Below are 23,992 nucleotides of genomic sequence, written 5' to 3' on the forward strand. Positions count from 1 at the left end.
GGACAGGAACTAGACGCGCCGGGCCAGCGCGGCCAGGAAGTCCGCCAGCTGCGCCGGTCCCGGGAGCACCAGGTCGGCGCGGTCGGCCAGTTCGGGGACCTCGTTGCCGCTGCACAGCAGCAGGCCGGGCACACCGTCCGAGCGCAGCTTCTCGACGGCGCCGTAGGCGGCGAGGTCGCCCAGGTCGTCGCCCGCGTACAGCACGGACCCGGCGCCCACCTCCCGCACGTACTCGGACAGCGCGACGCCCTTGTCGACGCCCGGCGGGCGCAGTTCGAGGACCATGCGTCCCGGCTCCACGATCAGGCCGTGCCGGGAGGCGAGCGCGGCCAGGGGCTCACGCAGGGCGTCGAAGGCGGCCTGGGGGTCCTCGGCGCGGCGGGTGTGCACCGCGACGGCGCGGCCCTTCTCCTCGATCCAGGTGCCCTGCCAGGCGCCGATCCGGTCGAGGAAACCGGGGAGCTCGGCCCGCACGGCCGCGACCCCCGGGTCGGGGGCCGGGGCGCGTACGGTCCCGGTGACCGCGTCCCAGCGCTCGGCGCCGTAGTGGCCGAGCACGACAAGACGGTCGAGACCGGGGACACCGGAGAAGCCGCCGTAGCGGACGGCGACCCCGGCCGGGCGGCCGGTGATCACCGCGACCGACGCCACCTTCGGCGCGAGCGCGGCCAGCGCGGGGACGGCGCGCTCATGGGCGCGTGCCTGTTCGGGGTCCGGCACGATCTCGGCGAGCGTGCCGTCGAAGTCGAGTGCGATCACGGCCTGCCCGGGCCGTTCGAGGAGTGCCGCGAGGCCGTCACGGCCTGCGGGCGTGGACGGCGTCGGCATGGAGTCTTCGGCTTCTGCAAACGGGGAGCTGCCCATGCCTTCGACCCTAGCGGCGACTTCTCCTCGCGTCCCTCACACGGCGAAGCCGGTTGACGGTGACCGGGTCGTGCGCGAGGGCACGGGCGTCGTCGAGCAGGGCGTTGAGCAGTTGGTAGTAGCGGACCGGGGAGATGCCGAGCTGCTCCCTGACGGCCCGCTCCTTGACACCGGGGCCCGGCCAGGAACGGCGTTCCATGGCCAGGACGGCCCGGTCCCGCTCGGAGAGCTCCTGGGCGCCGGGCCGGTCGCCGGTCTCCTGCTCGTCAGGCGCCTGGTCGTCGGTCATACGATCCAACATATCGGTGTCCACCGACGCCCGGACCGCCCTGTGGACGACGCCGGCGCGCGGAGTCACTCCGCGCTCTCGGCCGCCTTGGCGTCCTGTGAGATCCGGTCCAGCGTGCGGGCGGGGCTGCCGCCCGGACCAACGGCGTCGCCGATGTTCTTCTTGATGTTCTCGCTGAGCGAGGCCCACGACGTCTTGCCCACCGGCGGCAGCACGGAACCCGGCAGCACCTCCAGGAACTCCTTGAGGTCCTCGTGGTCCGGGTCCTTCTTCATCTCCTCCTGGGCGGAGACCGTCACCGGCAGCAGATCGTTCTGCCCGGCGAACTCCAGGACGTTCTCGTCCGTGAAGAGGAAGTCCAGGAACTTGCCGATCTCCGCGCGGTGGCCGTTCTGCTTGAAGCCCATGATCCAGTCGGCGACGCCCATCGCCGTGTCGGCGGCGCCGTTCCTGCCGGGGAGCGCGACCTTGCCCACGTCGATGCCCGCCTTCTCCGCGGCCTGGAGCAGCGAGGGGTGGCCGTTGAGCATGCCGACCTCTCCCCGGGTGAACGCGGCGAAGGCGTCCTTGCGGTTGAGCTTGCCGGGGGCGACCGGTCCCGTGAGCTTCTCGTCGACCAGGTTCTCCTTCAGCCACTCGAAGGTGGCGATGTTCTGCTGGGAGTCGATCGCATACCTGCCGAGCTCGTCGGTGTAGCCGCCACCGCCGCTGAGCAGCCACATCATCGTCTCCGCCTGGGCCTCCTCGGGGCCGAGCGGCAGCGCGAAGGGGTAGTCGACGTCGGTGTTCTGCTCGAGCAGCTCCGCGTTCTCCTTCAGCTCCTCCCACGTCCCGGGGGCGCCGCTGATCCCGGCGTCCTCGAAGAGGTCCTTGTTGTAGAAGAGCAGCCGGGTGGAGGCGACGAACGGCAGTCCGTACTGGGTGCGCTTCATCTCGCCCGCGTCGGTGAGCGGGGGAAGGAAGTTGGACTGGACAGGGATGGAGAGCATCTGGTCGGCGGAGTACAGCTTGTCCGCCGCGGCGTAGTCGGCGTAGGCGCCTATCTGCGCGATGTCGGGAGCCTTGCCCGCCTTGACCATCTCGGCGACCTTGCGGTCCACGTCGTTCCAGGACTCGATCTGGACGTCGACCTCGATGCCGGGGTTCTCCGCCTCGAAGACGGCCGTCAGATCGGCCCAGTACTTCTTGCTGCTCTCACCGCCGGCGACGTCGTAGTCGGCGGCCACCAGCTTGAGGGTGACACCGTCCCCGGATCCGCTGGAGCTGCCGCAGCCCGCGAGCGAAACCGTCATTCCGAGTGCGGCGACAGCCGCTGTCAGACCCAAGAAGCGCCGCTGCACAGCTCTTCCCCACCCTCTGCTACCTAGTTACGCGTTGTCCGTTTGTCCCAGTCGGTCCCCCGCGACGTCCTGTGAGATAGGGAGCGATCTTTCCCCATCCGGCGTACAAGGTCTACACCACTGCGGTCTCACTTTCACAACGCCCGCACAGCCCCGCGCGGGGTACGCGGCGCACGGGGGGCGTCCGCGACCGGCCGCGCGCCCGGGCCACCGGTTTGTATGGCGTGGCAACAATCTCGGCGAGTGGACTAGACCTTTACCCGTTGTACGCGCCAGACTGTTCCCGTGAGACACGTCATCGCCCTCGATGTGGGCGGCACCGGTATGAAGGCTGCCCTGGTCGCGGCGGACGGCACGCTCCTGCACGAGGCACGGCGGCCCACCGGGCGCGAGCGCGGGCCCGACGCCGTCGTGGAGTCGATCCTCGGCTTCGCCGCCGATCTCCGCGGCCACGGCCAGAAACATCTGGGGCAGGCCGCGGAGGCCGCAGGCGTCGCCGTGCCCGGCATCGTCGACGGCGAGCACGGCATCGCCGTCTACGCCGCCAACCTCGGGTGGCGGGACGTCCCCCTGCGGGAACTGCTCAGCCACAGGCTCGACGACGTTCCGGTGGCGCTCGGCCACGACGTCCGCACCGGCGGCCTCGCGGAGGGCCGCATCGGCGCCGGCCGGGGCACCGACCGGTTCCTGTTCGTACCGCTCGGCACCGGCATCGCGGGCGCCATCGGCATCGACGGCACCATCGAGGCGGGCGCCCACGGCTGCGCCGGCGAGATCGGCCACATCGTCGTACGGCCCGGCGGCCCCGCCTGCGGATGCGGGCAGCGCGGCTGTCTCGAGACGCTGGCCTCCGCCGCCGCGGTCACCCGGGCCTGGGCCGCCGCCGCCAGCGACCCCACCGCTGACGCCGCCGACTGCGCCAGGGCGGTCGAGGCGGGCGACAAGGCGGCGACCAGGGTGTGGCAGGAGGCGGTCGACGCACTCGCCGACGGCCTCGTCACGGCGCTCACCCTGCTGGACCCCCGCACGCTGATCATCGGTGGCGGGCTCGCCGAGGCCGGGGAAACCTTGTTCTCACCCCTTCGGGCGGCCGTAGAGGAACGCGTGACGTTCCAGAAGCTGCCCACGATCGTCCCGGCGGCCCTCGGGGACACCGCCGGATGCCTGGGCGCAGGGCTGCTCGCCTGGGATCTACTCGCCACGGAGGTAACCGCCTGATGGCCGCCAGCGCCGCTCGCGCCACGAGCACGGTCCACGCCAGGAGCCCGCACCATCCGCCGAGCACCGTTCTGGCCGGTGCCCGGGTAGTGCTGCCGACAGGGACCGTCGACAACGGACGCGTCGTCGTCGAGGGCTCGAAGATCGTCACGGAGGCCTCCGCCGCGGAGGCTCACGTCCACGACCTTTCCGGCCACTGGGTGGTCCCCGGCTTCGTCGACATCCACAACCACGGCGGCGGCGGAGCCTCCTTCACCTCCGGCACCGCGGAGGACGTCCTGCGCGGCGTCATGACGCACCGGCGGCACGGCACCACCACACTGGTCGCCTCCACCGTCACCGGCGACATGGACTTCCTCGCCCACCGGGCCGGCTTCCTGTCCGAGCTGGTCGAACAGGGCGACCTCGCGGGCATTCACTTCGAGGGGCCGTTCATCTCCCCGTGCCGCAAGGGCGCCCACAGCGAGGAACTGCTCCGCGACCCCGACCCGGCCGAGGTCCGCAAGCTGATCGACGCCGCCCGCGGCACCGCGAAGATGGTCACCCTCGCCACCGAACTGCCCGGCGGAATCGACTCCGTACGGCTGCTCGCCGAGCACGGCGTGATCGCCGCGATCGGCCACACAGACGCGACCTACGAGCAGACCCGCGAGGCCATCGACGCCGGCGCCACCGTCGCCACGCACCTTTTCAACGCGATGCCGGCGCTCGGCCACCGGGCCCCCGGCCCGATCGCGGCGCTGCTCGAGGACGACCGGATCACCGTCGAGCTGATCAACGACGGCACCCATCTCCATCCTGCCGCCCTCGAACTGGCCTTCCGCAGCGCCGGCGCCGGCCGGGTCGCGTTCATCACGGACGCCATGGACGCCGCGGGCTTCGGTGACGGCCGCTACCAGTTGGGCCCCCTCGAGGTCGAGGTCAAGGACGGTGTCGCGCGGCTCGTGGAGGGCCATTCGATCGCGGGCTCCACACTCACGCTGGACACCGCCTTCAAACGGGCCGTCACCGTCGACCGCATCCCGGTGGAGGACGTCGTCACGGCGATCTCCGCCAACCCGGCGAAGCTCCTCGGCGCGTACGACAGGGTCGGTTCGCTCGACCCCGGGAAGGACGCGGACCTGGTGGTCCTCGACGCCGACTTCGCCCTCAAGGGCGTGATGCGTCGCGGCGAATGGGTCGTCCGCCCCCAAGTGGGCTGACGGCGCGGCACCTCGCGGCAGGCGGTTGGACACCGGGTCTTGGGCCAACCGCCTTCCGTTTGGCATGATCAGGACCCGTACGAGCACGGCAAACGCGTTCTTCGGGGGTGTCCACGGGTGATCCTTACGGTCACGCTCAACGCCGCCCTCGACATCACCTACCAGGTGGCCGCCCTCACCCCGCACACCACGCACCGGGTCGGCGAGGTCGTGGAGCGCCCCGGCGGCAAGGGCCTCAACGTCGCCCGCGTGCTCGCGGCCCTGGGCCACGAGAGCGTCGTCACCGGCTTCGCGGGCGGAGCCACCGGGGCGGTGCTGCGCGGGATGCTCGCCCCGCTCGCACCGCACGACGCGCTCGTCGAGATCTCCGGCACCACCCGCCGCACCATCGCCGTCACCGACAGCGCCGACGGCGACACCACGCAGCTGAACGAGCCGGGACCCACCGTCCTGCCCGAGGAGTGGGCCGCTTTCCTCTCCTCGTACGACTCCCTCCTGCGCGACGCCGACGCGGTCGCGCTGTGCGGCAGCCTGCCTCCGGGCATCCATGTCGGCGCGTACGCCGAGCTGGTGCGCCGGGCGCGCGCCGCCCAGGTGCCCGTACTCCTCGACACCAGCGGCGAACCGCTGCGCCGCGGCATCGCCGCCCGGCCTGATCTCGTCAAGCCCAACGCCGACGAGCTCGCGCAGCTCACCGGCTCACGGGAACCGCTCCGCGCCACCCGCGACGCCCGTCGCCGCGGCGCGCACACCGTGGTCGCCTCGCTCGGCCCGGACGGTCTGCTCGCCGCAACCCCGGACGGCATTTGGCAGGCGGCCCCGCCGGAGCCGGTGAAGGGCAACCCGACGGGCGCGGGCGACTCGGCGGTCGCCGGTCTGCTCTCCGGACTGGTCGCGGGACTCTCCTGGCCGGAGCGGCTGTCCCGGGCGGTGGCCCTCTCCACGGCGACCGTGCTGGCCCGCGCGGCGGGCGAGTTCGACGCGGCCGCGTACGAGCGGCTGCTGCCGAAGGTCACCGTCGTCGAGCTCACGCCGTCCGCACCCGGGAAGTGACCGCGCGGGAGCGCACCGGAAACGACTCGTCCCGGCTCGCGCGGGACGCGGCCGGGACGGTGACGGGCGTACGGGCCGAGCCCGGGGCCCACGGTCAGCTCTTGGTCTGGCCGGCCTCCAGCCAGACCTGGTCGAGATAGGCCTCGCACTGGTTCCCCTGCTCGCAGGAGATCTTGAGGTCGTTCTTGCCCTTCTCCAGGTTCACGAAGGCGTAGGTGTTGGTCCAGCCCTTCTGCCAGTCGCCCTCCGCGGCCTTCGCGAAGTTCGACATGTTGAGCTCGCGGGGCTGCCCGCCGTTGATCGTCAGGGAGGTCTTGGCGTCCTTGCCGGGCACGCTGTACGTGATGTACATCGTGTAGGCGCCGGCCTCCGGGACGTCCACCGACCAGCCGGCGGAACCGCCGACACCGTTGAACATCACGTACGCGCCGTCCGCGCCCTTCGCACCGGGCACGTCCTTGGCGAGCGCCGCCGGCGGGCCCAGCGTCAGCGTCGCCGCGTCCTGCTTGGGCAGTTCGGCGGGCGGCTGCGACTCGTTGTCGGTCGGCGACGGCTTCTCCTGGACGGTCTCGCCCGCGGACGGGGTGGTGCCCCCGCCGCCCTGGCCGGCCGAGTCGTCCTTGTCGCCGTTGCTGCTCATCAGCGCGGCGGCAATGCCGATCACCACGACCGCGACGACCGCGATCGCGCCGATCAGCAGACCCTTGGTGTTGGGGCCGCCGCCATGGCCGCCCTGGCCGTGGCCGCCGGGCTGGGCCGGCACCTGACGCGTCTGGGCGGAAGCCCCGGGGTACGTCTCCGGTGCGGCGTACGCGGCCGTCGGCTGCTGCCCGTACGCCTGCTGGTGCGGGACCTGCTGGCCGTACTGCCGTTCGCCGACCGTCCGGACCTGGTTGTACGAGGTGCGGGGGACCCCGGGCTGCGCGGCCGGACCGGGGTAGCCGTAGCCGCCCTGGCGCGGCGGCGTGGCGCCTGCCTGCTGCCCGTCGGCGTACAGGTAGCCGAACGGGTCGTCGTCCTCGGGCTTGCTCGCGCCGTTGTTCCCGGCCGTCATCCCAGTCACTCCTCACCATCTCGTCAGCACAACGCTGACGCGAGGCGAGCCTACCCGGTTCCACTCCACCCATCGGGTGTCGTGGGCCTCATCCGGTGGGACCGCAGCCGGTCACCAGGCCGGTCGCGGCCGGGTGTGATAGGTCACCCGGCCCCACGGGTGCTCAGCCGGCCCTGCGGTGGACCTTCGAACGGGACCGCTTCTCGATGTACATCCGCTGGTCCGCGGATTGCAGGACCTCTTCGACGGACATCCCGCAGCTCGCCCAGCCGATGCCGAAACTGGCGCCCACCCGCACCCCGCGGCCGCCCACCCGGATGGGCAGGATGATCGCGTTCCGCAGGCGTACGGCGAGATCGGCGGCGTCCGCCGCGCCGAGGCCGTCGGCGAGGACGACGAACTCGTCACCGCCGAGCCTGGCGACCGTGTCCCCGTCCCGTACCCCGGTGGTGAGCCGGCGCGCGACCTCGACGAGAACGGCGTCACCGGTCTGGTGCCCGAAGCGGTCGTTGATCGACTTGAAGCCGTCCAGGTCGCAGAAGAGGACCGCGAGCCCCTTGGCGCCGTCGTCGATCTCGCTGTCCGGCGCGACGGTGTGTATGTGGTGGTCGTAGGGCCGCCCGCCGACCGTGTCGAAGTCGAAGCCGTCGCTCCGGAACCCGCGGTCGGTCTCGTACGCGGCGTCGAGCGCCTCGATGTCCGTCGCGTACGTCGCGTGCGGCCGCTCGCACAGACGCGAACTGAGCCGGGCGCGCAGCTCCGCGCTGTTGGGCAGGCCGGTGAGCGCGTCGTGCGAGGCGCGGTGGGCGAGCTGGAGCTCGTGGCGCTTGCGGTCCTCGATGTCCTCGACGTGCGTGAGGAGGAAGCGGGGCCCGTCCGCGGTGTCGGCGACGACCGAGTTCCGCAGCGACACCCATACATAACTGCCGTCCCTGCGGCCCAGCCTGATCTCCGCGCGTCCGCCCTCGGCGGAGGTCCGCAGCAGGGTGCCGACGTCCTCGGGGTGGACGAGGTCGGCGAAGGAGTAGCGGCGCATCGCGGAGGCGGGGCGGCCCAGCAGCCGGCACAGGGCATCGTTGGTGCGCAGCAGGCGGCCGTGCTGGTCGCCGCCCATCTCGGCGATGGCCATGCCGCTCGGGGCGTACTCGAACGCCTGACGGAAGGATTCCTCGCTCGCGCGCAGTGCCTGCTGCTCGCGCTCGAGGCGGACCAGGGCGCGCTGCATATTGGCTCGAAGTCGTGCGTTGCTGATGGCGATCGCGGCCTGGGAGGCGTACATCTGCAACGCCTCCTGACCCCAGGGCCCGGGACGGCGGCCGTTGCGCGGCCGGTCCACGGAGATCACGCCGAGCAGTTCGCGCCCGCCGCCCGACGCGTACATCGGGGCGTAGAGGCGGTCCTGCGGGTGCCATTCGTCGTCGAAGCGGGGCTCGGGGCCGTCGGTGTGCCACTGGGGAACGTCGTCCTCTATGAGGACCCAGCCCTCGGTGTGCGGGATGAAGCGCAGGTCGCCCCAGGCTTCGCCCATGGACAGGCGGCGGTCCCAGGAAGTGCGCGAGCCGACCCGGCCGGTGATCAGGGCCTCGGCGGCGGCGCTGCCGGCGAAGGCGGCGACGACGAGGTCACCGTCGGGGCGCACCAGGTTGACGCAGGCCAGTTCGTAGCCCAGTCCGGCGACGATTCCGTCGGCGACGGTCTGCAGGGTGTCGGCCAGGCTGCGGGCCGTGTTGAGGTCCGCGACGACCCGGTGCAGCTGCCGCAGGGTCGCAAGACGGACATAGGGCTCCGACTCGGTCTCCATCGCTCGCTCTCCCCGAGACCTCGACAGCAAACTCCAGGGCGTCTGATTGGCGTACTTGTAGCGGTATCCCGGCCACTGAATCACAGCGAGCAGCTCAGCCGGTACACAGGGTCAACAAATACTGGGCTCTGTGACTCAAGTCACATCAGGTGATGAAGGGTCAGATGCTGACCGGCCGGACACACCTAGCTTTCTTGAAATCAATTATTGAATGCAAAACCATAGAGGCGTACCCATGGTTACTCATGGTGGTCGGCCCGCGGTCCTAGGACCCGGCTGGTCCCGGAGCCCGATGCGGCGGCGGAACGGCCGACACTAGCGTCCCCTGTGTGTTGCAGACGACCCCCGCTCCCGCCACTTCCGCCATCCCCCATCCTGAGGGGGTGAGCAATGAGGAATTCCGTGCCGCCATGTCCCGTCTGGCCGCCGGCGTGGTGCTGGTCACCGCGCACGACGCCGACCACGGGCCGCGCGGCGAGGACGTCGGCATGACGGCGACGTCCTTCATGTCCGTCTCCCTCGACCCGCCACTGGTGCTCGTCAGCCTGCGCAACGACTCACGCATGGACGACCTGCTCGCGGAACAGCCGCTGTGGGGCGTCTCCGTCCTCACCGAGGGCCAGCGGCAGATCGCCGGCCGGTTCGCCATGAAGGGCCGGCTCAGCGACCGCCTGCTCTTCGACGACCTGGCCCATGAACGCGGCGAGATCTGCGGGGCGCCTCTGGTGAAGGGCGCGCTGGCGACCCTCGAATGCCGCACGGAGCAGCGGGTGGAGGCCGGCGACCACACACTGGTCATCGGCCATGTCCTGAAGGTGGGACTCTCCGACGTGGTCGCCGGGCCCCTGACGTACTTCCGGGGGCGGTACCGGCACCTGGGCTGAACGCGCCGAGGTGCGCGCGCCGGTCGAGGTGGTGAGCGGCGCGCTACCAGTCGCGGCCGGAGCGGCCCCGCTTGGTCTCCGCGCGCTGCTTCTTCTCCCGCAGCCTGCGCTCGTTGATGCCGCGCGGGATCTTCGTCGCCCGGCGGGGCCTCGGCGGCGGAGCGGTCGCCTCGGCGAGCAGGGACGCCAGCCGTACCGCCGCGGTTTCACGGTTCCGCCACTGAGAGCGGTGCTCCGAGGCGCGTACGGCGATCACACCGCCCACCATCCGGCTCGCGAGCCGCTCCAGCGCACGGTCCTTCCAGACCGGCGGCAGCGCCTCCGTCCTCGCGAGATCGAAGCGGAGCTCCACCTGCGAGTCGCTGGTGTTGACGTGCTGGCCACCGGGCCCCGAGGACCTCGAGAAACGCCACATGAGCTCGGCCTCCGGCAGGGAGACGGAGCCGCGGATGATGTAGGGCCCGGACATGTCATCCATGGTCCCGCGCCCCGGACGCGCCCGTCACCCTCTTTTCTCCCCGACCGTTCGTCCGCGTCCGGGTCCGGCCCCGCTCCCGGTGCGTGGAACCGGACCCCGGTGGATGGAACCTGACAGTCCCCTGCCCGCGTTATGACCTGTGACGGTAGCTTCGGGAGGACCCGTAGCCCGCAGATCCGAATTGAAGGGGACTTCCCAATGGCAGTAAGCCTGTCCAAGGGCGGCAACGTCTCGCTCACCAAGGAGGCCCCGGGCCTCACCGCCGTCACGGTCGGCCTCGGCTGGGACGTCCGCACCACCACCGGCACGGACTTCGACCTCGACGCGTCCGCGATCGGTGTGAACAGCGCGGGCAAGGTCGCCTCCGACGCCCACTTCGTCTTCTTCAACAACAAGGCGACGCCGGACCAGACCATCGTCCACACCGGCGACAACCGCACCGGCGAGGGCGGCGGCGACGACGAGCAGATCAACGTCAACCTCGCGGGCCTGCCGGCCGACGTCGACAAGATCGTCTTCCCCGTCTCGATCTACGACGCCGTCTCCCGCAGCCAGAACTTCGGCCAGGTGCGCAACGCCTACATCCGCATCATCAACCAGGCCGGTGGCACCGAGATCGCCCGCTACGACCTCAGCGAGGACGCCGCCGTCGAGACCGCCATGGTCTTCGGCGAGCTCTACCGCAACGGAGCCGAGTGGAAGTTCCGCGCGGTCGGCCAGGGTTACGCCTCCGGCCTCGAGGGCATCGCCCGCGACTTCGGCGTCAACCTCTGACCTGACGCCACTTCGGCGTCGGCCTACCGCCTGACGTCCTGACACGGTCGTTCGACAGGGCCCCGGCCGCGAGCCGGGGCCCTGTCGCGCTTACGGGCTCCGGGGCCTGTCGCGCTCACGGGCTCCGGGGCCTGTCGTCCCCGTACAACCACACCTTCCACAGCTCCGTCAGATCCTTGCCCGACCTCGCCTCCGCGTAGGCGGTGAAGTCGCCTGTCGAGGCGTTGGCGTGACGGTTCTTCTGCGCCCAGCCGCGCACGATCTCGAAGAAGACGTCGTCGCCGACGGCCTCGCGGAGCTTGTGCAGCACCATCGCCCCCCGCCCGTAGACCGGCGCCGCGAAGATGTCCTCGGCGCGCGGTGGCACGGCCGGGGCGAAGGCCCAGTTCTCCTGGTCCGCGAAGGCGTCCTCGAAGCTCTCCCGCACCGGCGTGTCCCCGGCCTCCGCCAGCCACATCCACTCGGCGTAGGTGGCGAAGCTCTCGCTCAGCCAGATGTCCCGCCAGGACGCCGGCGTCACCGAGTTGCCGAACCACTGGTGTGCCAGCTCATGGACGAGGGTCTCCTCGTCGAAACGGTCCAGCGGGAAGACCGGCCGGCTCTGCGTCTCCAGCGCGTATCCGACCTCCCCGGCGGGCACGACGACCGCGCCCGCCGACGAGAACGGGTACGGCCCGAACTTCTCCGTCCCCCACTCGACGATCCGCGGGAGCTTGCGCAGCAGCGCCGCACTCTGCTCCGCCGCCGACGGATCGACGGCCGTCACGACAGGCAGCCCGGCAGCCGTGCGGGTGGTCGCCGTGCGGAAGTCGCCGACCGCGAGCAGGACCAGGAAGCTCGCCATCGGCTGCTCGGAACGCCAAGTGAAAACGGTCCGCCCGCCCTTGGTGAGCCCACCCGCCGGCTCGCCGTTGGACACCGCCTCGTAGCCGTCGGGAACGGTGACGGTGATGTCGTACGCGGCCTTGTCCGCCGGGTGGTGGTTGCCGGGGAACCACGCCATGGAACCGACCGGCTGGCCGACCGCGAGGGCGTCACCGTCAGCCGCACGCAGCCAGCCCTCCTTGGAGCCGTCGGCGTCCGTGACCGTCTGCGGGACCCCGGTGTACCGGACGACCGTACGGAACTCGGCGCCCTTGTGGATGTCCTGGCGCGGACGCACCGTCAGTTCCGTACCGGCCCGGTTGACGGCGGCCTCCGCGCCGTCGACCGTCACACGCTCCACCGTCATCCCGCGCAGGTCGAGGTGGAAGGCGCTCAGATCCTGGGTGGCGAGCGCCGTGAGCTCCGCCGTGCCCCGGAGGCGACCGTCGCGGGGGTCGTAGCCGAGGGCGAGTCCGTAGTGCCGGACGTCGTAACCGCCGTTGCCGAGCCGGGGGAAGTACGGATCACGGAGCCCCGCGGCGCCCGGCGTTCCCCGCACGCCCGCACCGTCACCGGAGCAGCCCATGGCGGCGGTCGCGACGAGCAGCAGGGCGAGGGCGGTACGCAGAAGGGCGGCGCGGCGCGAGAGGTGCGGGTCCACCCCGAGATCCTAGGCATGCGACACCCCGGGGTGGGTCCTGAACAGGCCGGCCCCGGGGCGGCCCGGTCAGCGGCCGAGCGCGGCGGCGCCTGCCCGGGCGAACTTCTCGTCGAGCTCGCCGCTCGGCGCGCCCGCCACACCGATGCCGGCGACCGGAGCGCCCTCGGCCTGCACCGGCACCCCGCCGCCGAGGAACAGCGTCCCCGGGATGTCCTTCAGGTTCGGGGCCTGCTCCAGCCGCTTGACCAGCTCGGACGTCGCGGCGTTCCAGGACACCGCGGTGTACGCCTTCTTCTCCGCCGACTCGTACGACTGCGGGCCCGCGCCGTCGCCGCGCAGGGTGACGATCGTGTTGCCGTTCCGGTCGACGACGGCGACCGTGACGCGCTGGTTCTCCTGCTCCGCGGCGTCGAGCGCGGCCTGCGCGGCCCTGGTGGCCGCGTCGATCGTCAGATGCGTGGACTGCTGAAGGCTGCGGGACGAGACGTCGGCGGTGACGGCGGCCCTGGTCTCCGCGGCCGGGGCGGAGGCGTTCGCCGCTACGGCGCCGAACGTGCCGACGGCGACAACGGCTGCGGTGGCGGCACCGATCAGGGTCTTCTTCATCCGGGTGGCTCCTTCATGAGGGCGGCTGTTCCGCCGTGGCTCTCGCTCTGCCATCGATCCTCCGGTCGCGGAGTGCCCGGTACGGTCCACGCTCCGGCTGCCCTTGGCGCGCATGATGGACGACGGGCGTGTCAGCCGATCGGTTGATGCCCCCATGGGTCCGCCGGGCCACCATGAAGAAGCAGGCCCAGGTCAGGGGCCTGGTCGGTCGAGGAGACGTCGGTGGACAAGGAACAGGGCAGGGGCGGAGCCCCGGCGCGGGAACGGCCCCGGGAGCGGACCCGCCCGCGGGTGCCGGACCGGCACGGCGGGCCCGCGGGCGGACAGCACGGCGAGCAGGACCCCGACGCCCGATGGCTGGCCGGTGTGATGCACGCGGCGTTCTTCCTGCTGCTCGGTGCCTCGCTCGTCCGCTATCTCCTGCGCCACCCCTGGGAGTTCCGGTCCCCGTGGATCATCGGGCTCTCGGTGACCCTCGCCGTCCTCTACACGGTGGGCCCGGTGTTCGGCCCGCGCGCCACCCCCCGTCGGCTGATGTGGCTGGTCACCGTCGTGGCCGTCTGGGTGGTCCTCGTCCTCCTCGCCCCGAGCTTCGCCTGGTGCGCCGTGCCCCTCCTCTACACGGGACTGCGCGCGCTGCCGACCCGCGCGGCGATCGCCCTGGTCGCTCTGCTCACGGTGTTCGTCGTCGCCGCGCAGCTGCAACTCGCACAGGGCGGCTTCGACCCGAACCTGGTCATCGCGCCGCCCGCGGTCGCAGCCGTCGCCACGGCCGTCTTCGTCCACGCGGAACGGCTCGCCGACCGCCGGCGGGCACTCATCGACGACCTGGTCCGCACCCGCCGCGAACTCGCCGCCACCGAGCGCCGTGAAGGCACTCTCGCCGAACGGCAGCGGCTGTCCATGGAGATCCACGACACCCTCGCGCAGAGCCTGTCCAGTCAGCAGATGCTGCTCCAGGCCGCCGACCGCACCTGGGACAGCGACCCGTCCGCCGCCCGCGGCCATGTCCGCACCGCCGAGTCCATCGCGGAGCGCAGCCTCGCCGAGGCCCGCCGCTTCGTCCACGACCTGGCCCCGGCCGACCTCACCGAGGGCGGGAGCCTCCCAGAGGCACTCCGGGCGCTCGCCGACCGGGAGTCCACCGACGCCCTCCCCGTCCGCTTCCACCTCGACGGCCCGCCCGCGCCCCTGCCCGACCGGGTCCAGTCCGCGCTGCTGCGTATCGCCCAGGGCGCGCTGGCGAACGTACGGGAGCACGCCGGTGCCACCGCCGCCACGCTGACCCTCACGCTGATGGGCGACCAGGTCGTCCTCGACGTCGCGGACGACGGGCGCGGCTTCGACCCCGCCGCCGGCCGCTCCTCCCCCGGCGTGCGCGGACACGGTCTGCCCGCGATCAGGGCCCGTGTCGAACAGCACGGCGGCACCCTCACCGTCGAGTCGGCACCCGGCGAGGGCACCGTGCTGTCCGCCGCGATCCCGTTGGAGGCCCGCTCATGACAGCCGTACGGATCCTGCTCTGCGACGACCACGCCGTCGTCCGCGCCGGACTGCTCGCGCTCCTCGGCAGCGAGCCCGACATCGAGGTCGTCGGCGAGGCCGGCAGCGGCGAGGAGGCCGTCGCGACGGCCGCCAAACTGAAGCCGGACGTCGTCCTGATGGACCTCCAGCTGGGCGCGGGCATCGACGGCGTCGAGGCCACCCGCCGTATCGCCTCGCCCGGCACCCACGTGCTGGTCCTGACCACGTACGACACGGACGCGGACATCACCCGGGCCATCGAGGCCGGCGCGACCGGCTACCTCCTCAAGGCGGAACGCCCCGAGGAGCTGTTCGCGGCGATCCGCGCGGCCGCGCAGGGCCGCACCGCGCTGTCGGCGCCCGTGGCGAGCCGGGTCATGGACCGTATGCGCGGAGCCGCCGCCCCGTCGCTGACCGACCGTGAACGCGACATCCTCGGCCAGCTGGCACAGGGCCTCGGCAACCGCGAGATCGCCCGCGCCCTGTTCATCAGCGAGGCGACCGTGAAGACCCACCTGGGCCGCATCTACGCCAAGCTCGGTGTCGACACCCGGGCCGGCGCGGTGGCGGTGGCGAAGGAGCAACGCCTGCTGCCGTGACACCGGGCGCCGGCGACGGCCGCGCTGCCGCGGCGGCCACGGGACCGGCTGCGGCCGCCGGGACCGGCCAGGACTTCGGCTGCCTGCGGCGGGGGCGTGGCGGCTGCGGCCCCGGTCCGCCTCCGGCTGCATGGCGGCCCCTGGACCGACCCCGGAACGACTGCGGCTGCGACCGACGCGGCGACACCGGACCGGACCCGGCCGGCTCCGACCGCGGCTGCGACCCGCGTCCCCGTCGTCTCCGCCGCGCGGCGGAGACGGTCCGCCGCGCAGGAGGAAGCGTCACCCCACCCCACGCGGACATCGTGGTTGTCATGACCGCCTCGACCACATCCTGCCGCCCGTCGCACCCGCCCACCGCCACCGCGCCGGCGCTCGCCCCCGCACCTCGCTGGGCGCGCCGTGCCGCCCACGCCATCGCCCTGTGCGCCCTGCCCTCCGGTCTGTGGCGCATCGCCATGGCGAGCGGTGTCTACGTCGGCTACAGCGACCAGGTCCTGCGCGACGCCTTCGGCATCCCCGGCTGGGGCATCGCCTACGTCGTCGGCCTCGCCGTCGTCTCCGAGCTCGCCGCCCTGTTCCCCGTGCTCCTGGTCAGCGACCGGTGGCAGCCGCTGCGCCCCCGCACGCTCGCCGCCCTCGCCTGGACCGCGTCCGCCCTGACGGTCCTCTTCGCACTGTGGCAGGTGGTGGTCCTGTTCACCGTGGAGAGCCGGACCTACATGTCGGGCACCGCCGAGACCGTCTGGGCCTTCTTCTTCGGACCGCTCGCCGCCGTCCCCTTCCTACTGACCGCCGTCACCTGGTCGTACAGCAGGCGCCGCCGGGCATGACACCATCGACCACGTGCTCGACATCGGCTACTCCCTCTCGCGCCGCTTCCCCGACCCGCCGCAGACCGACTACCGGCGCGCGGACGTACAGGCGCTGCGCCACGACCTCTTTTGCGGCGACGTCTATCTCGCCGACACGGAGAAGGACCGGGAGGTATCCACAGCCTGGGGATGGGTCCCGGTACTCGACTTCGCCTGGGCCCTGTGCGACATCGTCGAGCAGCTCGACCGCGACCCGCTCGGCAGCCGCGCGTCGAAGCCCCGGTACGCCGAGCTGGACTTCACGGAGTCCAGCGACCGGATGCTCTTCGAGCGCCGCTTCGGATGGGTCGACGTCGAGGCCGACTGGATGCCCGGCGACGAGCCGCCGATCACCTTCAGCCACGCCGAACTCCGCCGTGAGGCCCGCGACTTCCTGCACGACCTGATCGCCGACCTCACCGACATGCACGAGGGCCTCGGCGACAACCCGGTGATCTGGGACCTCCAGGCCCGCTTCCCCCGCACGGCCTGACCGGGCCGGCCCCACTCGGCGCGCTACTCCACCCGCACGCCGATCTGCGCCGCGAACGCGGGTGCCAGCTCCAGCAGTTGCCCCGGGCTGATCACCGCCCCCGCCAACCGCTCCACCCCGCGCGCGATGTCCAGCTCCGCCGCCCCGCGCAGGTCGACGTCCTTCATCCGCACCCCCGTCAGATCGACCCGCCGCAGCACACAGTCCCGGAACTCCACCCGCTCCAGCCGCGCGCCCCCGAAGTCCGCCTCCGACAGCACGCAGCCGTGGAACACGACGTCCGTCAGTCCCGCCTCCCGAAGATTCAGATAGTCGATCTTGCCGCCGCGCAGCACCACCCCCGTCAGCGACGCCCCGTGCAACTGCGCCCCGCCCAACCGCGCCTCACGCATCTCCACGTCACGCAGCGAGGCCCCGGCGAGATCCGCCCCTACCCCGCGGACCCCCTCGAGCACGCAGTCCACGAAACGGGCCTGCGTCAACCGCGTCCCGTCCAGGACGCAGTCCGTCAGCGCGCAGTCGATGAAGCGGGCCCCTGCCCCCTGCTGACCGCCCAGGTCCAGCCCCTCGAACCGCACCCCGTCGTAATCCCCGTCCGGCTCCAGTGCGCCGCCGCCGAACTCCTCGAGCCGCGGCAGCCGCACCTCGGTCACCCTCGCCGCCGCCACTGCCGCTCTCCGCGCCTTCGCCATTTCCCCATGGTGACGTGCGCCACTGACAACGGCTTCGCGCCCGTGTGATGTCACATCCCCCGGCCCCCGATCCGTCGCAGCCGTGAGAGCGACGAGCCGAACGATCCGGGAGAGACAGACATGCATGAGATCACCGTCATCGGCGGCGGATTCGCCGGCCTCACAGCGGCCATCACCGCCGCCGAGTCCGGCGCCCGTGTGGCCCTGTACGAGGCCCACCACACCCTCGGGGGACGCGCCCGCACCAGCGACGGCCCCTACCGGACCAATGACGGCCCCCACGCCCTCTACAACCGCGGTCCCCACTGGACCTGGCTGAAGCAGCGCAACCTCCTCGGCCCCCTCGCGCCCCTGCCTCCCCTCGAAGGAGCACGCTTCCGTTTCCGCCGCGACGGCGCGCTGCGCAGGACCCCGCCCCTCGGAATGCTCAGGCTCGCCCGCCGTCCCGCCGGCTCGGCCCCCGTCGACACCGACTTCCTGACCTGGGCGACGACCGTCGCGGGCGAGCAAGCCGCCCGGGCGGCCGCCCACTACATGGGCGTCGCCCTCTTCCACCACGACCCCGGCTCGCTCTCCGCCGCGTTCGTCCACGAACGCCTCCGACGGGCCACGGCCCTGCCGCCGGAGGCCCACTACCCACGCGGCGGATGGGGGCAGGTCGTCGAGCGGATGGCCGCCCGCGCCTGGGACCTGGGCGTACGCATCGAGACCACGTCACGCGTCGACTCCCTGCCCGAAGGTCACGGTCCCGTCATCGTCGCCACCACCCTCGACGCGGCCCGCCGCATCCTCGGCGACGACACCCTGCGCTGGACCAGCGGCCGCACCACCCTGGTCGACCTGGCGCTGCGGACCCGGCGCGGCGACGCGTTCGTGGTCTGCGACCTCGACGCCCCCGGCTGGCTGGAACGCTTCACCGCCCAGGACCCGACCCTCGCCCCTGCCGGGCAGCAGCTCCTGCAGGGACAGCTCCCCATCGCCCCCGACGCGTCCAAGGCCGACGGAACCGCCCACGCGGAGGCCCTCCTCGACCTCGGGTTCCCCGGCTGGCGGGAGCGGACCATGTGGCGGCGCGAAGCGCTCGCCAACGGCCGTACCGGCGCCGTCGACCTGCCCGGCACCACCTGGCGCGACCGTCCCGCCATCGACCGCGGTGACGGGGTCTACCTCGCCGGGGACCAGGTCGCAGCGCCGGGGCTGCTCTCGGAGGTGTCCTTCAACAGCGCGCTGGAGGCGGTCTCGCTCGCGCTGCGCGGCAGCGGCAGCGCCCACCGGGCGACCCGCAACCGCCTTGACGTCAAGCGCGCTTGAGGTTGAAGAGTGGGCCCGACGACCCCACGACAAGGGAGGCCACACCATGCACGCCGTCCGCCTGCACGCCTTCGGCCCCGCGGAGAACCTGACCTACGAGACGGCCGACGACCCTGTACCCGGCCCCGGCCAGGTACGGATCGCCGTCGCCGCCGCCGGTGTCCATCTCCTCGACACCGCGCTGCGCGAGGGCGCGCAAGGCCCGTACCCGGTGGCCGTGGAACTGCCGACGATCCCCGGCCGCGAAGTCGCCGGCGTCGTCGAGTCCCTCGGCGAGGGCACCGACCCCGCCTGGCTCGGCAAGCGCGTCGTCGCCCACCTCGGCATGGCGCCCGGGGGCTACGCCGAACTCGCCGTCACCGGCGCGGACCGACTCCACGAGATCCCCGGAGAACTCGACGAGGCGGCGGCCGTCGCCATGATCGGCACCGGAAGGACCGCGCTCGGCATCCTCCAGTACACCGACCTCGGGCCCGACGACATCGTGATCGTCCCCGCCGCAGCGGGCGGCATCGGCACGCTGATCGTCCAGTACGCCAAGAACGCCGGCGCCACCGTCGTCGGCCTGGCGGGCGGCCCCGCCAAGACCGCCCGCGTACGCGACAACGGCGCCGACCTGGCCGTCGACTACACCCGCCCGGACTGGCCCGACATCGTACGCGGCCACCTCGGCGACCGGCGTGCCGGCGTCGTCTACGACTCCGTCGGCGGCGAGGCCGGCCGCGCCGCCGTGGACCTCCTCGGCAAGGGCGGCAAGCACATCGTCTTCGGCTGGTCCAGCCAGGGCATCCTCTCCGACAGCCCGCTGACCCTCACCCCGGAGGAACTCGCCGAACGCGGCATCACCTCACAGGGCGTCCTCGGCCCCGCCATGCTCGAGAAGGCCGGCGGTCTGCGCGCCCTCGAGAGCCGCGCCCTCGCCGAGGCCGCCGCCGGCCGGCTCCGCCCCGCCGTCCAGCGCTACGCCCTGTCGGACGCCGCCGACGCACACCGCGCCCTCGAGACACGCGGCACCGTCGGCAAGGTGGTCCTCGTCCCGTAAGGCCCCGCCCTCGTCAGGTCCTGGTCACGTGGTCACGTCCCGGTGTCCAGGACCCGTGGTCCCGCACGCAGCAAAGGGGGATCAGGCTCCGAGGCTCTTGAGCGCCCCGTCGGTCAGCCGGTAGACCGTCCACTCGTCCTGCGGCCGTGCCCCCAGCGACCTGTAGAAGTCGATCGACGGGGTGTTCCAGTTCAGCACCGACCACTCCAGACGCTCGTAGCCGCGCTCCACGCAGATCCGCGCCAACTCCGTGAGCAGCGCCTTCCCGTGGCCGCCGCCCCGCAGCCCCGGCCGCACGTACAGGTCCTCCAGGTAGATCCCGTGCACACCGCGCCACGTGGAGAAGTTCAGGAACCACAGCGCGAAACCGGCCACCTCGCCGTCCTCCGTCTCCGCGATGTGCGCGAACGCCGCCGGCCGCTCACCGAACAGCGCCTCGCGCAGTTGCTCCTCGGTGGCGTTCGCCTCGTGCAAGGCCTTCTCGTATTCGGCGAGCTCCCGGACCATCTCGTGGATCACGGGCACATCGGCGGGTGCGGCAGTACGAATCATGCGCCCAGCCTGCCCTTACGACCGCTCGTCGCGCCAGACGATTCCACGGAGCGGACCACCGCCCGCCCGGCCACTGCCCATGCCGCGCCCCTACGTCGCGGAAGGCGGCCCGGAGCAGTACATTCCCGCCACACGGCCCACCCAACGGCAGGGAAAGCAGCGACCCACATGAACACCGTCAACGGCGGCATATCGTTCTGGTACGCGCAGGACGGCGCCCCCGTCCCCCGCGAACCCCTCCCCGGCGACAGCTCCGCCGACGTCTGCATCGTCGGCGGCGGATACACCGGCCTGTGGACCGCGTACTACCTCAAGAAGGCCGTCCCGTTCCTCAACATCACCGTCCTTGAAGCCACGTTCTGCGGATACGGCGCCTCGGGACGCAACGGCGGCTGGCTCTACAACGGCGTCGCCGGACGCGACCGCTACGCCCGGCTCCACGGCCACGACGCCGCCGTACGCCTCCAGCAGGCCATGAACGACACCGTCGACGAAGTCGTCCGCGTCGCCGGCGAGGAGAAGATCGACGCCGACATCCACAAGGGCGGCGTGCTCGAGGTCGCCCGCACGCCCGCCCAGCTCCAGCGCCTGAGGGACTTCCACTCCGTCGAGATCGCCTTCGGCGAGAAGGACCGTGTCCTGCTCGGCGCCCGTGAGACGGCGGAACGCGTCCACGTCAGCGGCGCCGTGGCCGGCAGCTGGACCCCGCACGGCGCCCGCCTGCACCCGGTGAAACTGGTCAAGGGCCTGGCCGCCGCCGTGGAGGCGCTCGGCGTCACCGTCCACGAGTCGACGCCTGTCACGGAGATCAGGCCCAAGCACGCCGTCACCCCGTACGGCACCGTCCGCGCTCCCTACATCCTGCGCTGCACCGAAGGGTTCACCGCGTCCCTCAAGGGCCAGCACCGCACCTGGCTCCCCATGAACTCCTCCATGATCGTCACGGAGCCGCTCCCGGACGACGCGTGGGACGAGATCGGCTGGTCCGGCCGCGAGGCCCTCGGCGACATGGCCCACGCCTACATGTACGCCCAGCGCACCGCCGACAACCGCATCGCGATCGGCGGGCGCGGCGCCCCCTACCGCTACGGCTCGCGGACCGACAACGACGGACGCACCGGCCCCGCCACCGTCGAGGCGCTGCGCGAAATCCTGATCCGCTTCTTCCCCCGGCTCGCCGGCACCCGGATCGCCCATGCCTGGTCGGGCGTCCTCGGCGTCCCCCGCGACTGGTGCGCGACCGCCACCCTCGACCGCTCCACCGGCCTCGGCTGGGCCGGCGGCTACGTCGGCTCCGGCGTGGCCACCTCCAACCTGGCCGCCCGCACCCTGCGCGACCTGATCCAGCAGGACTCCGGCCAGTCGGGCCCCACCGACCTGACCGCGCTCCCCTGGGTCAACCACAAGGTCCGCAAGTGGGAACCGGAACCCCTGCGCTGGCTGGGCGTCCACACCCTCTACTCCGCGTACCGCAGGGCCGACCGGTACGAGGCCACCACCCACACCCCGACGACGGCCCGCCTCGCGACCCTGGCGGACAAGATCTCCGGCCGGCACTGAGCGGACACGGCGAAGGGCCCCCGGACGGTCTGTCCGGGGGCCCTTCGCGTGCTGGAGCCTCCTGTCGGAGTCGAACCGACGACCTCAAGATTACAAGTCAAGCGCTCTAGCCAACTGAGCTAAGGAGGCAGCGAGAGAAGTGTAACCAACGCCCGCGCCGCCCCGGTGGGATTTCTCCCGCCACCGGCTACTGACAGATCCCCGATCGCCAGGTAGCGTCACGGCAGGTTCACACCGTTGGACCAGACCACTCCCTTACTCGGATCGTCCGGCACGTTCCTGCCGGTGAAGGAGACACATCAGCATGGCTACTGTCACGTTCGACAAGGCGACCCGGATCTACCCGGGCTCCGAGAAGCCCGCCGTCGACCAGCTCGAGATCGAGACCGAGGACGGCGAGTTCCTCGTCCTCGTCGGGCCGTCCGGCTGCGGCAAGTCGACCTCCCTGCGGATGCTCGCGGGTCTCGAGGACGTCAACGGCGGATCCATCCGGATCGGCAACCGCGACGTCACGCACCTGCCGCCGAAGGACCGGGACATCGCCATGGTGTTCCAGAACTACGCGCTCTACCCGCACATGACCGTCGCCGACAACATGGGCTTCGCGCTCAAGATCGCCGGCGTCAACAAGAGCGAGATCCGCAAGAAGGTCGAAGAGGCCGCGAAGATCCTCGACCTCAGCGACTACCTGGACCGCAAGCCGAAGGCCCTCTCCGGTGGTCAGCGCCAGCGTGTCGCGATGGGCCGCGCCATCGTGCGTGAGCCGCAGGTCTTCCTCATGGACGAGCCGCTGTCGAACCTGGACGCCAAGCTCCGTGTCTCCACCCGTACGCAGATCGCGAGCCTGCAGCGCCGCCTCGGCATCACCACTGTGTACGTCACCCACGACCAGGTCGAGGCCATGACCATGGGCGACCGGGTGGCCGTGCTGAAGGACGGCCTGCTCCAGCAGGTCGACTCGCCGCGCAACATGTACGACCGCCCCGCCAACCTCTTCGTCGCCGGCTTCATCGGCTCCCCGGCCATGAACCTCGTCGAGGTCCCGATCACCGACGGTGGCGTGAAGTTCGGCAACAGCGTCGTCCCGGTCTCCCGTGAGGCCCTGTCCGCCGCCGCCGACAAGGGCGACACGACCGTCACGGTCGGCGTCCGCCCCGAGCACTTCGACGTCGTCGAGCACGGCGCCGGTGACACCAAGACCCTCTCCCAGGACGCCCCGGCCGGCCTCGCCGTGTCCGTGAACGTCGTTGAGGAGCTCGGCGCCGACGGCTACGTGTACGGCTCCGCCCAGGTCGGCGGCGAGCACAAGGACCTCGTCGTCCGCGTCGGCGGCCGCGACGTCCCGGCCAAGGGCAGCGAGCTCCACGTCGTGCCGCGCTCCGGCGAGATCCACGTCTTCTCGACGTCGACCGGCGAGCGCCTCAGCGGCTGACCCGCCGAGCGGCCGGGCCGCGAATCAAGCAACGACGAAAGGCCGGGCCCCGCACTTCGGTGCGAGGCCCGGCTTTTCGGATAATTGGGCAAATAAGCCGCCAGAAGCGGATGTTCGACGCATTTCTCCGCCGGGCGTCAACACGGTAATCGAAAGGCGCGGTCGAACCATCCCTCGCGTGAGTGACTGAAGGTCGCCAAATCATCACTGGCCGCTACGCTCGCGAGCGTGACCCACACAGCCCGCCGAATCGGCCGCACTCTCGCCCTCGTTCTGCCTGTCGTCCTGGTGCTCTCCGGAACCCTCGCGGTCACCGCCGTCCCGTGGGCAGGGCAGGCCACCCAGTCGCAGATGCTCACCGCCTCCTCGGAGAACGTTTCCGTACGCGCCAAGTCCCGTGCCCCGCAGGATGTTCTGCGCGACCGGCTGCTCACGCAGCTGCAGACCGAGGACCCGGGTGTCGCGCTCACCCACCTCCAGCGGGAGATCGAGGCGCGCCCGTCGCTCGCCGAGCACTGCATGTCCCTCGCGCGCGCCCTCGGCCGGGCCGCGGTGGACCTCTACGGTCCGATCCGCGCCCAGTCGTTCTCCCGGCCCGTCTGCGACACGTCGTTCGCCACGGGCGTCGCGCAGCAGGCGCAGGGCTCCTGACGCCGTCACGGACAATGAGGGCCCGGGGGCAGCCCCGCCGGGCCCTGACCGCCCCCGGGGCGCTCCTGCGCCCCCATGGGCCGCCTCCACGCCGCGCTCAGCCACTGACGCCGCCCTGCAAACCCACTGACGCCGTCGGCCACGGCCAGTGACGCCGTCCCGGGCCCAGGGCGGGCCGGCCCGCCGCATATCGT

24 protein-coding genes and 1 tRNA gene are annotated in these 23,992 nt (G+C 71.9%); 14 read left to right on the forward strand and 11 right to left on the reverse strand.

All coding sequences use genetic code 11. The features are described 5' to 3' along the window. Positions 1–9: 9 nt before the first annotated feature. The 3 genes from otsB to MDN94_RS06055 form a co-directional block, all read right to left on the reverse strand. The gene (otsB, locus tag MDN94_RS06045) at positions 10–864 is read right to left on the reverse strand and encodes a trehalose-phosphatase (protein WP_482724924.1); all 855 of its coding nucleotides are present in this window, start codon (positions 862–864) and stop codon (positions 10–12) included. A gap of 10 nt (positions 865–874) precedes the next feature. Next, the gene (locus MDN94_RS06050; protein WP_482724925.1) at positions 875–1,153 is read right to left on the reverse strand and encodes a DUF3263 domain-containing protein; all 279 of its coding nucleotides are present in this window, start codon (positions 1,151–1,153) and stop codon (positions 875–877) included. A 65-nt stretch (positions 1,154–1,218) separates the two neighbouring features. Beyond that, positions 1,219–2,493 carry an extracellular solute-binding protein gene (locus MDN94_RS06055; protein ID WP_482724926.1) on the reverse strand — a complete coding sequence of 425 codons (1,275 nt, stop codon included), beginning with the start codon at positions 2,491–2,493 and terminating at the stop codon, positions 1,219–1,221. A 285-nt stretch (positions 2,494–2,778) separates the two neighbouring features. Here MDN94_RS06055 and MDN94_RS06060 point away from each other — a divergent pair, with 285 nt between their 5' ends. From MDN94_RS06060 to MDN94_RS06070, 3 genes are all read left to right on the forward strand, one after another. After that, the gene (locus tag MDN94_RS06060) at positions 2,779–3,711 is read left to right on the forward strand and encodes an ROK family protein (protein ID WP_482724927.1); all 933 of its coding nucleotides are present in this window, start codon (positions 2,779–2,781) and stop codon (positions 3,709–3,711) included. After that, the gene (nagA, locus tag MDN94_RS06065) at positions 3,711–4,913 is read left to right on the forward strand and encodes an N-acetylglucosamine-6-phosphate deacetylase (protein ID WP_482724928.1); all 1,203 of its coding nucleotides are present in this window, start codon (positions 3,711–3,713) and stop codon (positions 4,911–4,913) included. Before MDN94_RS06060 ends, nagA begins: the two co-directional genes overlap by 1 nt. A 117-nt stretch (positions 4,914–5,030) precedes the next feature. Beyond that, on the forward strand, positions 5,031–5,966 hold the full coding sequence (locus MDN94_RS06070) for a 1-phosphofructokinase family hexose kinase (RefSeq protein WP_482724929.1): 936 nt from the start codon (positions 5,031–5,033) through the stop codon (positions 5,964–5,966). A 94-nt stretch (positions 5,967–6,060) separates the two neighbouring features. Here the strand turns inward: MDN94_RS06070 and MDN94_RS06075 are convergent, their stop codons facing one another. Both MDN94_RS06075 and cdgB read right to left on the reverse strand, forming a co-directional pair. After that, positions 6,061–7,020, reverse strand: a complete 960-nt coding sequence (locus MDN94_RS06075) for a carbohydrate-binding protein (RefSeq protein WP_482724930.1) — start codon at positions 7,018–7,020, stop codon at positions 6,061–6,063. A 163-nt stretch (positions 7,021–7,183) separates the two neighbouring features. After that, positions 7,184–8,821, reverse strand: a complete 1,638-nt coding sequence (cdgB, locus tag MDN94_RS06080) for a diguanylate cyclase CdgB (RefSeq protein WP_441266750.1) — start codon at positions 8,819–8,821, stop codon at positions 7,184–7,186. Positions 8,822–9,204: 383 nt separating this feature from the next. Between cdgB and MDN94_RS06085 the strand changes: the two genes are divergently transcribed. Further along, on the forward strand, positions 9,205–9,705 hold the full coding sequence (locus MDN94_RS06085) for a flavin reductase family protein (RefSeq protein ID WP_482724931.1): 501 nt from the start codon (positions 9,205–9,207) through the stop codon (positions 9,703–9,705). Positions 9,706–9,748: 43 nt separating this feature from the next. Here MDN94_RS06085 and arfB read toward each other — a convergent pair whose 3' ends face one another. Then, on the reverse strand, positions 9,749–10,183 hold the full coding sequence (arfB, locus tag MDN94_RS06090) for an alternative ribosome rescue aminoacyl-tRNA hydrolase ArfB (RefSeq protein ID WP_307707111.1): 435 nt from the start codon (positions 10,181–10,183) through the stop codon (positions 9,749–9,751). Positions 10,184–10,381: 198 nt separating this feature from the next. Here arfB and MDN94_RS06095 point away from each other — a divergent pair, with 198 nt between their 5' ends. Further along, complete coding sequence (locus tag MDN94_RS06095) at positions 10,382–10,957, forward strand: TerD family protein (protein ID WP_441266752.1); 576 nt, start codon at positions 10,382–10,384, stop codon at positions 10,955–10,957. A 115-nt stretch (positions 10,958–11,072) separates the two neighbouring features. Here the strand turns inward: MDN94_RS06095 and MDN94_RS06100 are convergent, their stop codons facing one another. Next, positions 11,073–12,482, reverse strand: a complete 1,410-nt coding sequence (locus tag MDN94_RS06100) for a M1 family metallopeptidase (RefSeq protein WP_482724932.1) — start codon at positions 12,480–12,482, stop codon at positions 11,073–11,075. Positions 12,483–12,548: 66 nt separating this feature from the next. After that, a complete protein-coding gene (locus tag MDN94_RS06105; RefSeq protein WP_482724933.1) occupies positions 12,549–13,088 on the reverse strand; it encodes a GlcG/HbpS family heme-binding protein in 540 nt (179 codons plus the stop codon). Between the two features lie 369 nt (positions 13,089–13,457). Between MDN94_RS06105 and MDN94_RS06110 the strand changes: the two genes are divergently transcribed. The 4 genes from MDN94_RS06110 (at position 13,458) to MDN94_RS06125 (ending at position 16,558) form a co-directional block, all read left to right on the forward strand. Continuing rightward, positions 13,458–14,591, forward strand: a complete 1,134-nt coding sequence (locus MDN94_RS06110) for a sensor histidine kinase (RefSeq protein ID WP_482727017.1) — start codon at positions 13,458–13,460, stop codon at positions 14,589–14,591. Continuing rightward, on the forward strand, positions 14,588–15,211 hold the full coding sequence (locus tag MDN94_RS06115) for a response regulator (RefSeq protein WP_482724934.1): 624 nt from the start codon (positions 14,588–14,590) through the stop codon (positions 15,209–15,211). Before MDN94_RS06110 ends, MDN94_RS06115 begins: the two co-directional genes overlap by 4 nt. Before the next feature lie 314 nt (positions 15,212–15,525). Beyond that, positions 15,526–16,044, forward strand: a complete 519-nt coding sequence (locus MDN94_RS06120) for a hypothetical protein (protein WP_482724935.1) — start codon at positions 15,526–15,528, stop codon at positions 16,042–16,044. A 13-nt stretch (positions 16,045–16,057) separates the two neighbouring features. Next, positions 16,058–16,558 carry a hypothetical protein gene (locus MDN94_RS06125; protein WP_441266757.1) on the forward strand — a complete coding sequence of 167 codons (501 nt, stop codon included), beginning with the start codon at positions 16,058–16,060 and terminating at the stop codon, positions 16,556–16,558. A gap of 23 nt (positions 16,559–16,581) precedes the next feature. Here the strand turns inward: MDN94_RS06125 and MDN94_RS06130 are convergent, their stop codons facing one another. Continuing rightward, complete coding sequence (locus MDN94_RS06130) at positions 16,582–17,250, reverse strand: pentapeptide repeat-containing protein (RefSeq protein WP_482724936.1); 669 nt, start codon at positions 17,248–17,250, stop codon at positions 16,582–16,584. A gap of 120 nt (positions 17,251–17,370) precedes the next feature. Here MDN94_RS06130 and MDN94_RS06135 point away from each other — a divergent pair, with 120 nt between their 5' ends. Together MDN94_RS06135 and MDN94_RS06140 are read left to right on the forward strand one after the other, a co-directional pair. Beyond that, positions 17,371–18,561 carry an FAD-dependent oxidoreductase gene (locus tag MDN94_RS06135; protein WP_482724937.1) on the forward strand — a complete coding sequence of 397 codons (1,191 nt, stop codon included), beginning with the start codon at positions 17,371–17,373 and terminating at the stop codon, positions 18,559–18,561. 46 nt (positions 18,562–18,607) lie between these two features. After that, positions 18,608–19,603 carry a zinc-binding dehydrogenase gene (locus tag MDN94_RS06140; RefSeq protein WP_482724938.1) on the forward strand — a complete coding sequence of 332 codons (996 nt, stop codon included), beginning with the start codon at positions 18,608–18,610 and terminating at the stop codon, positions 19,601–19,603. Between the two features lie 81 nt (positions 19,604–19,684). Here MDN94_RS06140 and MDN94_RS06145 read toward each other — a convergent pair whose 3' ends face one another. After that, a complete protein-coding gene (locus MDN94_RS06145) occupies positions 19,685–20,155 on the reverse strand; it encodes a GNAT family N-acetyltransferase (RefSeq protein ID WP_159690476.1) in 471 nt (156 codons plus the stop codon). Between the two features lie 168 nt (positions 20,156–20,323). Here MDN94_RS06145 and MDN94_RS06150 point away from each other — a divergent pair, with 168 nt between their 5' ends. Then, complete coding sequence (locus tag MDN94_RS06150; protein ID WP_482724939.1) at positions 20,324–21,715, forward strand: NAD(P)/FAD-dependent oxidoreductase; 1,392 nt, start codon at positions 20,324–20,326, stop codon at positions 21,713–21,715. Between the two features lie 52 nt (positions 21,716–21,767). On the opposite strand, the gene MDN94_RS06155 is transcribed toward MDN94_RS06150, so the two are convergent. Next, positions 21,768–21,844: transfer RNA gene (locus MDN94_RS06155), tRNA-Thr, on the reverse strand. Positions 21,845–22,019: 175 nt separating this feature from the next. Between MDN94_RS06155 and MDN94_RS06160 the strand changes: the two genes are divergently transcribed. Beyond that, positions 22,020–23,147 (forward strand): ABC transporter ATP-binding protein, encoded by a 1,128-nt coding sequence (locus MDN94_RS06160; RefSeq protein ID WP_482724940.1) that lies wholly within the window; start codon positions 22,020–22,022, stop codon positions 23,145–23,147. A gap of 228 nt (positions 23,148–23,375) precedes the next feature. After that, positions 23,376–23,798 (forward strand): hypothetical protein, encoded by a 423-nt coding sequence (locus MDN94_RS06165; protein WP_482724941.1) that lies wholly within the window; start codon positions 23,376–23,378, stop codon positions 23,796–23,798. The last annotated feature ends 194 nt before the right edge of the window (positions 23,799–23,992 follow it).

The sequence above is a fragment of the Streptomyces sp. WAC00040 genome (genome assembly GCF_056835925.1).